This is a genomic window from Nonomuraea sp. NPDC049152, from assembly GCF_040648355.1.
In the GTDB taxonomy this organism is placed as follows: domain Bacteria; phylum Actinomycetota; class Actinomycetes; order Streptosporangiales; family Streptosporangiaceae; genus Nonomuraea.
In genome coordinates this window covers 28839-40607 of sequence record NZ_JBEZDO010000038.1, presented here as the reverse complement: position 1 = coordinate 40607, position 11769 = coordinate 28839, and the positions used below count along the sequence as shown (strand labels likewise).

Below are 11769 nucleotides of genomic sequence, written 5' to 3'. Positions count from 1 at the left end.
GGCGCACCTCGGCGGCCTCTTCTGTCAGTCGAGCACCTGCTCGAGGAGGGCGCTCCTGACCGAGCCCGGCCAGTCGAGCCGCCCCTCGTCGATCCTGCCGATCAGATCCTTCACCCAGGCGAGCTCCGCCTCCTGAAGCGCCTGCGCGCACTCCAGTTCCAGCGTGAGCACCTCGGGCAGCCCGCTGTCGACCAGCGCCTTCCGATGGCTCGCCAGCCCGGCGATGCCCCCTTCGAGACTGGCCGCCCGCGTGCGCAGCGCCATCTTCGCCTGGGACGAGGGCAGGCAGCCGATCAGCGAGATCGCGGCCGTGAAGGCCCGCCGGTCCGCCTCCGGTTGCTCCAGGAGCCTGCGCAGCCGTACCGAGAGCTCCGCACGGCCCTCCTCGGTGATCTCGTAGACCGTGCGCTCCGGCCTGCGGCCCTCACGCGTGGTCTCGACCGGCACGATCAGCTCCTCCTTCGCCAGCCGTTCGACCGCGTGGTAGAGGCTGCGGGGCAGCCCCGTCACGTAGTCCTTGTGCGTGTCGACGATGAAGCGGTGGAGCTCGTAGGGGTGGCCGGCGCGCACCGAGAGCATGGCCAGCACGGTCAGTCCGACCAAGTCGTGGCGTCTCGCCATGATGCTTCCTCCTATATTGCATTATGCACTATAGGAGGAGGCATGGGATATGGCTTCCAGGTAGTGGTCGACTCACCCGCCGTTGTCGAGCTGCAGGAACGCCCGCTCGATCGCCTGCGGATAGGGGATCTGCGAGACCAGGTCACGCAGCCCCTCGACATGCGCGCGACGGGCCAGATCCGCGGTGACGGCCAGGTCGTTCATCTGGGCGGTGACGAACGCGCGGTCCACCACCGCGCCGTGCCCCGGCACGATCACCGGCTCCCCCAGCTCGGCCAGCATCGCCGACAACGTGCCCGGCCAGTCGAGCGGGTAGCCGTCGTCGAACGCCGGCGGCGCCCCCTCCTCCACCAGGTCCCCGGCGAAGATCACACCAGCGTCGGGCACGTGCGCGATGATGTCGTTGTCGGTGTGCCCCCTGCCGAAGTAGCGCAGGTGCACCGGCCTGCCGCCGATGTCCAGCGTCGCCCGGTCGGTGAACGTGTGGTCGGGCACCACGATCTCCACGTCCGCGGCCTCGGGCTCCCTGGAGGCGGCGACCCTGTCCCTGGTCGCCTCGCCGTCCCTCTTGATCTCCTCGGCGGCCCTCTTGTGGGCCCAGAACTCGGCGGGCACGAACAACGCGTTCCCGAAGTAGTGATCGAAATGGGCGTGGCTGTTGACGACGACCCAGGGGTCAGCAGTGATCCTCCTGATGGCCTCGACGAGGTCGGCGGCCTTCGGGTGGGACTCCCGCGTATCGAGAACCAGACACTGACCGTCACCGACGACAAGACCCACGTTCAGGTCGTAGGACTCGTGCCGACGGACGAACACTCGATCGCCGATCTCCTGCCACTGCTCGTTCATGCCCTCATTTTCGCGGATACGGATCGCCATCGGTACGGACGGCGACAGTCCCGGAGAGATCGGGTACGGCCAGCAGGCGAAGGAACTGGTCGCACGTGCCCTCACTCCCCCACTCGATGGCGAGCACCCGCGTCACCCGGCTCCTCGCGTTGCGCGCCCGCTCCCGCATGAGCCCGTCGGCGAGGGCGATGTGCGACGCGCCCGCCCGGCCGTACCTGCCGATCACCGAACCGAACGTCACCACCAGCCGCGGCGGCTCCACCACGGCCAGCAGCGCCTCGAGCCCCCCGACCCTCGGCGCGACGTGCAGCACGATCTCCCCGTCCGTCAGCTCGGAGAACCGGGCGGGCCTGCGCACCCCTCCGGCGTGCACGATCGCCGTCACCCGGCCGAGCCGCTCTTCCAGCGCCCGTACGGCATGCGCCACCGCTACGGAGTCACCGAGATCGGCGGGCTCGTAGGCGTAGTCCGTCGCGAGAGCGGCGAGATCGGCGGCCAGGGCCGGATCGTCATCAGGTTCGGAGCGCCCGAGGAGAGCGAGCCTGGCTCCCGTCGCTTCGGCGAGCGCCTTCGCGCACGCGTGCCCGAACCCCTTACCGCCCCCGCTGACCAGCACCACGTCATCGGGCCCGAGTGGAATCTCCCCTTCGGGCAGTTCCAACGGCACGCTCTCCCGACGCCACAGCCCGCCCCACTCGTCGACGGCCAGCTCGTGGTAGCCGGGCTCTGGACTGACTGGCGCCATGACGGTGCCGTCGGTCATCACCAACCCGACCACCAGCTCAGGGTGCTCGAGCGACAGCGAGCGGAGGAACCCCGCGTACGCGTCGGTACGCGCGGCGACGACCAGCGGGCTTCCTTCGGCGACGGCCATGCGAGCAGCGGCGAGCAGCTCACCCGGTGACGGCTCGACCAGCGCGAGGCTCTCCTCGACCGGCTCCTCGAACGGCACCGGCCGCTCACCGAAACAGCGCGCCACACCCAGCGCGGGACCTTCCTCCCGTGATTCGGGCGGCGCGGTGCGTCGCGTCGCGTCAGGATCCCGCTGAACTGGACGAATGATCGAGTGCATCCGATTCCACCGCTTCGCTCGGCCGCAGAACGGGTCGGAATTTATTCAGCCGCCTCCTATGGGTCAACGGAGACACACGGCGCTTCCTCGACCTTTGCCACCACCAGCCGACTGCCTGGCTCCCGCCCGCCCCTGGAGGGCGGTTCGCGCCTACCAGCCGCAGGCCTCCGCGATCGCGGACGGATCCCAGTAGATCGGCCGCACCTCGACGATCCGCCCGTCCCGCATGGTGATCCACTGCACGATCAGAGCCTCGACCTCCCGGCCTGTCGCGCGCGAACGGAACCGCACCCGGCTGCGAACCGCGACGGTGTCACCGTTGGACACGTGATCCTGCGCCAGGAACTCCATCGACGTCCACGTGTCGCTGAAGACGGCCAGGAACCGTTCCATGCCGTCATGCCCCCGCCAACTGCCGGTGCCGGTGAACGGCATGCCAGGCGCCTGGTGCAGCACGACGTCAGGATCCAGATGGACGGCGACCTGCGCGTAGTCCCCCTTGCCGAGACCACCGGCCGCGATGTAGTCCGCCTCCGCGGCGTAGAACCTCTCCAGCACCGACCAGGCATCGCCCATCGTCTTCCCCCTTCACCCACGCCACTCCTACTGGCGACGGTAGGGGAGTCGCGGGGCCTCCCACCGGCGAGAATCAGACACACAATCTCATCCCCACCTGGTCAGCGGCGCCGGTAATCCCCTTGAGCCGCCGGCGCCGCTTTGCGAGATTGGCGTTCATGGAGTCATCGTTGGAGATCGCCTGCGACGAGTCCGGCTCGGAGGGAGAGAAGCTCGTCGGTGGAAACACCAAGGTCTTCGCTCACGCCAGCGTGCGACTGGACATCGAGTCGGCCGCGGCCTGTATCCAGGAGGTACGGCACAGGGCGCCTTCTCCGACGCTGGAGTACAAGTCGGATGTCATCCGGCGCTCGAAGCATCGGGAGGCTCTGAAGTGGATGCTCGGCCCGTCGGGGCCGCTTCTCGGCGACACGCACGTGTATCTCATCGACAAGGCGTTCTTCGTCGTCACCAGAGTCGTCGACCTGATCGCGGCGATGAAGGGCGCTGACGGCGACATGGCCGTCGACCTGTATCGCGATGGTCCGGACACGCTGGGGCAGGAGCGATGGGGCATCTTCCTGGAGTCCTTCAACGACCTGTTGCGCACCAAGAACGGGCGCGGGCCCGGGGCCTCCGTCGATGAGGCGTTCCGCATGGTGGACGGACTGCGGGTCACGGGAGGGCGCATCGGCGACATCATGGAGCTGCTCTCGCGGGCCAGGCCGGGCGTGGAACTGTTCCGGGCGGGACTGCTCGACGATCCGCGGATGATGCCGGTGCTGGACCCGCTGATCCCGGCCATCGTCCAGGCCGTCGTCCACTGGGGCGAAGGCGGACGGCCGGTCTCGATCGTCCACGATCGACAGACGTTGCTGACGGAGGATCGGGTCGCCCGGCTTCACGCGTCACGCGGCGGCGGACTGGCCGGTCTTCGACTCGTCGACTCGCGGTCGGATCCGCGGATTCAGGTCGCCGACCTTCTCGCCGGTGCCGCGCGGAAGATCGGGGAGGACGAGCTCAACGACCGAGGCGACGCGGAACTGACCGCGCTCCTCCGCCCCTACGTGGACGCGTCCTCGATCTGGGGAGAGGCTCGGAGCCGGTCTCTGCTCGGCACCGGCTGACCGGTGCTTCCGTATCCATGCTGGTTGAATGCCGTCATGGAGGAGCTCGCCGCCAGAGAGAGATTCGCGGCAGCGCGGACCGCCACGCTCGCCACGGCCGACAGCCAGGGAACACCGCACCTCGTGCCGATCGTGTTCGCCGTCCAGGACGATCAGATCGCGTTCGCCGTCGACCACAAGCCGAAGAAGACCCCGGATCTACGCAGGCTGAGGAACATCGTCGCCAACGAACGGGTCTGCCTGCTCGTCGACCACTACGACGAGGACTGGTCACGGTTGTGGTGGGCGCGAGCGGACGGCAGGGCCGCGATCGTCGAGGATCCCTCGGAGAGAGCGACGTGGATCGCACGACTGGGTGAGCGCTACGAGCCGTACAGGTCCCGCCCGCCCGAGGGCCCGGTGGTCGTGATCACGGTGGACAGGTGGAGCGGCTGGTCCTACCAGTAGGGAGGAATCCATCGCCGGAAAGGCACACTCCTCAAGCCCGAGCCGCGCCAGGAACAAAGCGCCACCCTCGATACCGACGAGGACAATTCTGGAGAGATCCGAATCCGAGCCCAGGTGGGTGGGCGTGGGTGATAGAACGCTGGGTGTGGAGGATCGTCGGGATCGCCTACGGGCGTTGGGTGAGCTGTTTCAGCGACTCCGCAAGGACGCCGGGCTGACCGACCAGGACCTCGCGTTGCGGGCGGGGATCGCTCAACCGACGATTTCCCGGATCGAGACCGGGCAGCTCCTTCCCGTTCCCGAGACCGTAGACCTGCTGGTGGCGGCGCTGGAGCTCGACGAGCCCACGCGCGGCGAGCTGGACGACCTGCTCGTACGGCTGTGCGACGACACCTCTCGGCTGAAGGGAGGTCTGGCCGAACGGGAAGCGGCGAACGCGGCTCGGCTCCGCTCGGCTCAGCGGATCCAGGTGTTCCACTCGGCGATGGTCCCCTCGCTGCTCCAAACAGCCGATTACGCGCATCTCGCACTCACCCTCGGACCGGATGTCGACCAGGACGACGTGGCGGAGGCCATGGCGGTCCGTATGGAGGCGCAGAGCCTGCTGTTCGAGTTCGGGCGGCACTTCTCGTTCGTCCTCACCGAGGGAGCCGTACGGACCTGGCTGGGGTCACCGGCCCTGATGCGGGCGCAACTCGGACGGCTCGCGCGGGCCTCCACGCTTCCGCACGTCAGCCTCGGGATCGTCCCCTGGACAGTGGTGACGCCCGGCCTCCCGCCCCACGGGTTCACCGTTCTGGACGGCGTGGTGAGCATCGTCGAGAGCTTGACCGGTGATCTCACCCCGGCCGAGCCCGTGACGATCAGCCGGGGTGCGGACGCCTTCGACGTGTTCGCCGCCGTCGCCGTGTACGGCGACAGCCTGCGAGAACTCCTGCGGCACATCAGCGCCGACTACGAAGAGCTGGAGACTCGCTTCGACGATTGACGCATCATGCGCTGAATGCCCCCGTCGACTCCGCCTGGGCGGGGGAACTCGCCGAGGCCTGCACTGACGGCGCCGATCTCACCCCTTCCGTCCCGCTTGGACGAGATGACCAGCCGATTGCACAGTCTTTGCCAATCAACTACGGTCCTTGACCATTGTCATCATTCAGGTTCAAGTGTGGAGTGATCAAGTGAAGAAGTGGAAGACGGGAACCAGGAGCATCGCCGTCACCATGCTGACGACCGTGGGCGCCCTGCAGTTCACCGCTCTGACACCGGCCTACGCGTCCCCCACCCCACTGGCGACCCCTACTCCGAGCGCGAGCGCCACCCCGTCCACGACCGCCACGCCCTCCCCGAGCGCCTCACCGACTGCCACACCGTCGCCGACCGCGAGCGCGGAGACCAAGGGGATCTTCACCCCCCGCAGCTACAAGCTCGCGCTCACGGGACAGCGGCAGCAGACGAACTACTACTGCGTGCCCGCGTCGTCGTCGATGAGCCTGTCGAGCTTCGGCGTCAACGTCAGCCAGTCCACCCTCGCCAAGAAGATGAAGACCACGACGTCCGGAACCAAGGGCGTCAACGCCGTACCGGTGATCAACGCCTACGTGAAGTCGCGCGGATACAAGTACACGATCCCCACCGACGCGGACGGCAACCCCGGAATGCTCATGAAGCGGGTGTCGGAGAACATCGGCGACCTGCACCGGGCGCCGGTGATCGCGGTGTGGATGGAGAAGCTGCCCTGGAACAAGGGCAAGATCAAGGGCACCAACGTCGGCCACGCGATCATCGCCTACGGCTACGACAAGCTCCAGGGCACGATCACCGTGTACGACCCGTGGAAGCCGACCGGAGGCACCCACACCCTCAGCGCCGCGACCCTGGCCGACATCCTCCAGCCGGGCGGCAACATGTACTACGTCTCGAAGCTCTGAGGTAACCGTCCCGACGACGGCCCGGTCCGTCGCGTGCGGGCGCTCCGGGACGGGGCGAACCGCCTGGCCCCAGGCCGGCGACGGCCCCGCCCGTGTGGACGGGGCCGTCGCCGGCTTCTACCGGGACGGCTGCTCGTTGGACGTCGCGGTCGGCGCCGGGGCGTAACCGGCGGGCCGGGTGGTGAAGGTTCCACGACCCTGGGTACGGCTACGCAGCCGGGTGGCGTAGCCGAACACCTCGGCCAACGGCACGATCGCGGTGATCATTACCGTGCCCGCCCTCGCGGTCGTGTCCGAGATCCGGCCGCGCCGTGCCGCCAGGTCGCCCAGCACCCCGCCGGCGGCGGCGTCGGGCACGGTGACCGTGACCTCCACCACCGGCTCCAGCAGCACCATGTGGCAGGCGAGCAGGGCCTCCCGCAGCGCGAGCCGGCCTGCCGTACGGAATGCCGGCTCCGAGGAGTGACGATGGTGCGGGTTGGCACGCACGGCCCATGGCCCTTCGAGAGGATCCGAACAGGACAGCGCGATTCCCGGACGAAACGGCCCGATGCGGCACAAAACGCATCGAGACAGGCCCGGCCGACTATCTGAGTGCCGGGCGGACAGGGATCAGGTGTTCGTCAGGGGGACATCCGGTAGCGGCCGCGCAGCCGATACCGGGCCGACGAAGACACCAGGATCACCTCGTGCCGTGACGAGGGGATGACCGCAACAGTGCTGTAGCGCACGGCCGGCTCCCCTCCCTCGTCAAAGCGCGCGCCGCGATGTCGTGGCGGCGCGCCGTTCGTGGCGAGTGTATTGAAACCGGCGCGAGCGGAGAAGCGATTTTTCGTCGGCGGCACCCGGGGTCGACCACGCGGAGACGCGCGGACCCCAGGAGAGGACCAGCCCGGAACTCGACTCCAGCCGGCTGTCGATCGGGACGCACCCCACAGAGATCACGAAACTGATGACCGGTCGCGAACGTCTCGGGGTCATTGTCGTACGTTCGTTTCCACCTCCTTCACTGCGCTTCGACTCACCTGCAGGTCCTCTTTCACGATAGAAGTCAGCATGACATCTGCATGCTTTTCGCATAACACATCCGCGTAGGTGAGCGCCTTGTCAAGATACATGCCGACCGATGCGCTCAATGAGCTCGGATCGTCAGGGATGTGTTCGGCGAGGAGTTGACGAAGCATCGCGGAGGCCATGCGTAGATACCGGAGCAGATAATCCATTTCCTCGCCCGACCCCGGGGCCTTGCACCGGAGATCCCGTGAATTGGCCATGGCCTCGCCGAGATGCCTGGAAGCGCCGATGAGCTTGAGTCGCATCGCAGGCGGAAGTGAATGTACTGGAGGGCAAGGAGTGCGGCGGTCAGGAAAACGGCGATGCCGCCGTCTTGCCACGGATGGAGAAGGGCTGCGGCGGTGAGGGCGGCCGTTCCCGTCGCGCCCCAGATCAATCGCCTGCGCCCGGCGACGCTATGGAGCATTCCCGGACCCGCTTTCAGTAAGTCGTAGGCGGCATTTCCAGCGATTCCAGAACCGGCTGCGATCATCACCCATTCGGGTGCTTGCGCGGGATTGAACCGGTAGTGGGGGCGCGATACGCCGGACTCGATCTCTGAGTACTCGGCCCTCAAGAAGCCGAGAGATACCTGTACGGGCGTGGACGATGTCTCCATGCATGCCAGCACAAACCATTCCACGAATTCCCATGGCGGCAGCACTCTGCCGGACAGGACGCACGTGATCGATCGATGTCCCCAGCTGCCTCGCCTCGCATGACGGGTCCTCCGAAGCCGCCGTACCGAGGGTTCGCCTGACCGTCTCCACAGGTGAGCGAGGCTGGTTCCGAAATCTGGCTCATTCACATATCGCCAACCAGGCCTTTTGGTCACACACCAGAGCAGGAGCCGCCTGCGGAGTGTTAAGCGCCGATCTACTTGAGAGATGGCCACGAGCCTCATGATAGAGCCCACTTCACCGTGACGGCTTTGTCGCGAACGCGAATACCTACCGTGGGTCAACGGCAGCGGCGAAGGACCTCGTCCATCCGTTCGGTGACCCCGTTCCGATCGAGGTGTTCCAGCAGCGGCACCGCGACCCTTCGGCTGGTGTCGAGAGCGCGCCTGGCTTGACTGACCGTGAAGGGCTGCGGCAGCCGCCTCAGCAGCTCAGCCGCCCTGGCGTCCGCGCCGGGCAGCAGCACGACGCCTTCGGTCACGCGCAGCAGCCTCCCCGCCCGTACGGCTGCCGCCAGCTCCCTGGTGCCCAGCCCCAGCTGGGCCAGCCGTCCGGCCTCCGGCGCCTGGAAGGGGTGCGCGGACAGCTCCGCTCTCAGCCGCTCGACAGCGCGGGCCACAGGCACGGGCAGGCCGGTAGGCCGGGTGAGGATCCGGCCCTCGGCGACCGTGAACGGGGGCCGTACCAGCGCGCCGACCAGCCGCCGGTCGGGCAGGTCGAGCTCGTGCCGGGCCGCTTCCACCGGCATGCCGGGCTCCAGCGGGTGCTCCGCCGCGTACCGCAGCGCCACCTCGGCCAGCCGCCTGGCCAGCTCGGCCCAGTGCTCAGGGTCCGCGTACCAGTCGCCGCAGACCGGCTGCCCGCCAGGTGCCCCGACCATGGCGGTCAGGTCGGCCGCGCGCAGCAGCCGATGGGTGCGCAGGGCGGAGGCCGCGTCCGGCGCGGCCGGCTCCAGCCGCGCGGCGTGCGCCCGCGCGGCGCCCCTGCGTTCGAGCTCCGGCGGGCGCACGTCGAGCACGCCGGCCCGGGCCAGCACCCGTACCTCGGCCCGGTCGCGGCCGGGGTCCCGCAGCAGCAGGACGTCTCCGAGGTGGAGCGGGAGCGGGCGGGCCAGGCGCAGCCGTACGATGTGCCCGCCGAGCCGCCGCACCTCGCACGCCACCGCCGCCGACCCGATGTGCGCGGTGAGCCGCCTGGGCAGGCGCCGCTCCCCTTCGCCGTGCTTGCCGCCGTCGCCTCGGTCCGCCGGTCCGTGGTCGGAGTCCCGGAGGGCTCCGACAGGTGAGATCCGGACGTCGACCAGGTCCGTGGACGCCCATCGGCCGGGTGTGACCAGGGCCCTGCCTCGCTCGGGAAGGCCGCGGCCGCGCAGGTTCACCGCCACCCTGGCGACACCGGTCACCGAGGCCAGCGGCTCCCCGAGGGACTCCAGCGCCCTGACCCGCACCGGCTCGCCGCCGAGTGCCAGCTCGTCGCCGACCGAGATCGTGCCCTCGGGCAGGGTCCCGGTCACGACCGTGCCGCTTCCGGTCACGGTGAAGACCCGGTCGATCCACAGCCGGACCGGCGCCGCCGGATCGGGCGCGGGAAGCCCTGCGACCAGCCGGTCCAGCGCCTCCCGCAGCTCGCCGAGCCCCTGACCGGTACGCCCGCTCACCCCCACCGCCTCGACGCCACCCAGCCCATTCGGACCGCCGGCCGCAGCGCGAGCCGGATGCAGCACCACGCCACCCAGCCCGGCGGCGGACAGGCGGGTCCGGGCCTGGTCGATCGCGGGGGCCGGGTCGGCGAGGTCGGCGCGGGTCACCGCGAGCAGGCAGTGCCGTACGCCAAGGGCCTCCAACGCCACCAGGTGCTCCTCGGACTGCGGCATCCAGCCCTCGTCGGCGGCCACCACGAACATGACAGCAGGCACGGGACCGACCCCGGCCAGCATCGTGCCGAGGAACCGCTCGTGGCCCGGAACGTCCACGAAGGCGAGGCGCCCCCCCGAGGGCAGAACCGTCCAGGCGTAGCCCAGCTCGATCGTCAGCCCCCGCCGCCGCTCCTCCGCCAGCCGGTCGGGCTCCATCCCGGTGAGCGCCCGTACGAGCGTGGACTTGCCGTGATCGACGTGACCCGCCGTGGCGACGACGTGCATCAGCCGCTCACCTCGAGGATCGCGCGGGCCACGTCGCCGTCCCTGTCGCCGGGAACGGTGCGCAGGTCGAGCAGCAGCCGTCCACCCTCGAGCCGGCCGACGACCGGGGGATCGCCGGTTCGCAGCGGTACGGCCAGCCGCTCGGGCAGGCTCACGGCGGCGCTCGGCAGCGTGACGCCGGGCGCTCCCCCGCCACCCACAGCGGCCTCGCTCGGTACGGCTCGCGCGTCGACCCCGGCACCGGCCAGCTTGTCGGCGAGCGCCGCGGCCCGGTCGCCGAGCGTCGCCGGATCGGCGTACAAGGCCTGGCGGACCGGGACGGCGGGACCCCGGAGCGTGGCCTCCAGCGCCGCAAGCGTCAGCTTGTCGACCCGCAGCGCGCGGGCGAGCGGATGCCGCCTGCACCGTTCGACCAGGTCGCGGCGGCCGAGCAGGAGCCCCGCCTGCGGCCCGCCGAGCAGCTTGTCGCCGCTGGCGGTCACGAGATCCGCCCCGGCCTCGAGCACGGTCGTCGCGTCCGGCTCGGCGGGCAGCAGCGGCTCGCGGGTGAGCAGTCCGGAACCGATGTCGGCCACGACGGGCACACCGAGCCCGGTCAGCTCCGGCACCTCGGCGGTGCCGGTAAAACCCTCGACCCGGAAGTTCGACGGGTGCACCTTGAGCACGCATCCGGTCTCCGGTCCGACGGCCGCCGCGTAGTCGTGGTAGGTGGTGCGGTTGGTGGTGCCCACTTCGCGCAGCCGCGCCCCTGTGGAGACGAGCAGGTCGGGGATGCGGAACCCGTCGCCGATCTCCACCAGCTCGCTGCGGCTGATCACGATCTCCCGCCCGGCGGCGAGCACGGTGGCCACCAGGACGAGCGCGGCGGCGTTGTTGTTGACGACGTGAACGTCCTCGGCCGCGGGCACGGCGCGCGCGAGCGCGTCCAGCGCGCCCCGTCCGCGGCGGGCCCTGGCGCCGGTCGCCAGGTCGAACTCCACGTCGGCGGCACCGGCCGCGGCCGCCATGGCCTCGACCGCGGCGAGCGACAGCGGCGCCCGGCCGAGGTTGGTGTGGACCAGCACGCCGGTCGCGTTGATCACCGCGCGCAGGCTCGCGGCCTGGGGCGGGAGCGCCGCCACGGCCGCGTCCGCGACCTCCTCGGGGGCGATCTCACCGATGCGCGCCCGCTGCTGGGCCCGCGCCACCACGTCCTTGACGACCGACCGGCCCAGCCGCTCACCCGCCGCGGCCAGCCGAGGATCGGCGAGCACGGCGTCGGTGCGTGGCACGCGCCTTCGTGGGTCCACCCTTTGAA

At 69.7% G+C, this 11769-nt stretch carries 12 protein-coding genes; 4 read left to right on the top strand and 8 right to left on the bottom strand.

What is annotated here, in order from left to right; genetic code table 11:
* Window positions 1-24: 24 nt before the first annotated feature.
* From AB0B45_RS43825 to AB0B45_RS43810, 4 genes are all read right to left on the bottom strand, one after another.
* Window positions 25-621, bottom strand: coding sequence for a PadR family transcriptional regulator (locus AB0B45_RS43825; protein WP_358143700.1), 597 nt, complete (start codon window positions 619-621; stop codon window positions 25-27).
* Between the two features lie 72 nt (window positions 622-693).
* A complete protein-coding gene (locus AB0B45_RS43820) occupies window positions 694-1470 on the bottom strand; it encodes an MBL fold metallo-hydrolase (RefSeq protein WP_358143698.1) in 777 nt (258 codons plus the stop codon).
* Window positions 1471-1474: 4 nt separating this feature from the next.
* The gene (locus AB0B45_RS43815; protein ID WP_358143696.1) at window positions 1475-2449 is read right to left on the bottom strand and encodes an SDR family NAD(P)-dependent oxidoreductase; all 975 of its coding nucleotides are present in this window, start codon (window positions 2447-2449) and stop codon (window positions 1475-1477) included.
* Window positions 2450-2692: 243 nt separating this feature from the next.
* On the bottom strand, window positions 2693-3118 hold the full coding sequence (locus AB0B45_RS43810) for a nuclear transport factor 2 family protein (RefSeq protein WP_358143694.1): 426 nt from the start codon (window positions 3116-3118) through the stop codon (window positions 2693-2695).
* Window positions 3119-3276: 158 nt separating this feature from the next.
* Here AB0B45_RS43810 and AB0B45_RS43805 point away from each other — a divergent pair, with 158 nt between their 5' ends.
* The 4 genes from AB0B45_RS43805 to AB0B45_RS43790 all read left to right on the top strand — a co-directional run bounded on the left by AB0B45_RS43805 (window position 3277) and on the right by AB0B45_RS43790 (window position 6599).
* Complete coding sequence (locus AB0B45_RS43805) at window positions 3277-4224, top strand: DUF3800 domain-containing protein (protein WP_358143692.1); 948 nt, start codon at window positions 3277-3279, stop codon at window positions 4222-4224.
* A 36-nt stretch (window positions 4225-4260) separates the two neighbouring features.
* Window positions 4261-4671: a TIGR03668 family PPOX class F420-dependent oxidoreductase gene (locus tag AB0B45_RS43800; RefSeq protein WP_358143690.1), complete on the top strand. Its 411-nt coding sequence runs from the start codon at window positions 4261-4263 to the stop codon at window positions 4669-4671.
* Window positions 4672-4846: 175 nt separating this feature from the next.
* Window positions 4847-5659 carry a helix-turn-helix transcriptional regulator gene (locus AB0B45_RS43795; protein WP_358143688.1) on the top strand — a complete coding sequence of 271 codons (813 nt, stop codon included), beginning with the start codon at window positions 4847-4849 and terminating at the stop codon, window positions 5657-5659.
* Window positions 5660-5849: 190 nt separating this feature from the next.
* Window positions 5850-6599 (top strand): C39 family peptidase, encoded by a 750-nt coding sequence (locus tag AB0B45_RS43790; RefSeq protein ID WP_358143686.1) that lies wholly within the window; start codon window positions 5850-5852, stop codon window positions 6597-6599.
* Between the two features lie 117 nt (window positions 6600-6716).
* Here AB0B45_RS43790 and AB0B45_RS43785 read toward each other — a convergent pair whose 3' ends face one another.
* From AB0B45_RS43785 to selA, 4 genes are all read right to left on the bottom strand, one after another.
* Window positions 6717-7088 carry a hypothetical protein gene (locus AB0B45_RS43785; protein WP_358143684.1) on the bottom strand — a complete coding sequence of 124 codons (372 nt, stop codon included), beginning with the start codon at window positions 7086-7088 and terminating at the stop codon, window positions 6717-6719.
* 488 nt (window positions 7089-7576) lie between these two features.
* Window positions 7577-7918, bottom strand: a complete 342-nt coding sequence (locus AB0B45_RS43780) for a hypothetical protein (protein ID WP_358143682.1) — start codon at window positions 7916-7918, stop codon at window positions 7577-7579.
* Window positions 7919-8612: 694 nt separating this feature from the next.
* Entirely contained in the window at window positions 8613-10472 is a 1860-nt protein-coding gene (locus tag AB0B45_RS43775) for a SelB C-terminal domain-containing protein (protein ID WP_358143680.1), read from the bottom strand.
* On the bottom strand, window positions 10472-11743 hold the full coding sequence (gene selA, locus AB0B45_RS43770; protein ID WP_358143678.1) for an L-seryl-tRNA(Sec) selenium transferase: 1272 nt from the start codon (window positions 11741-11743) through the stop codon (window positions 10472-10474). The genes AB0B45_RS43775 and selA overlap by 1 nt, the downstream gene beginning before the upstream one ends.
* Window positions 11744-11769 lie beyond the last annotated feature (26 nt).

Coding starts and splice junctions, on each gene's coding strand:
- AB0B45_RS43775 (WP_358143680.1), bottom strand. CDS start 10,472: ATGCACGTCGTCGCCACGGCGGGTCACGTCGATCACGGCAAGTCCACG.
- AB0B45_RS43820 (WP_358143698.1), bottom strand. CDS start 1,470: ATGAACGAGCAGTGGCAGGAGATCGGCGATCGAGTGTTCGTCCGTCGG.
- AB0B45_RS43810 (WP_358143694.1), bottom strand. CDS start 3,118: ATGGGCGATGCCTGGTCGGTGCTGGAGAGGTTCTACGCCGCGGAGGCG.
- AB0B45_RS43780 (WP_358143682.1), bottom strand. CDS start 7,918: ATGCGACTCAAGCTCATCGGCGCTTCCAGGCATCTCGGCGAGGCCATG.
- AB0B45_RS43825 (WP_358143700.1), bottom strand. CDS start 621: ATGGCGAGACGCCACGACTTGGTCGGACTGACCGTGCTGGCCATGCTC.
- AB0B45_RS43800 (WP_358143690.1), top strand. CDS start 4,261: ATGGAGGAGCTCGCCGCCAGAGAGAGATTCGCGGCAGCGCGGACCGCC.
- AB0B45_RS43805 (WP_358143692.1), top strand. CDS start 3,277: ATGGAGTCATCGTTGGAGATCGCCTGCGACGAGTCCGGCTCGGAGGGA.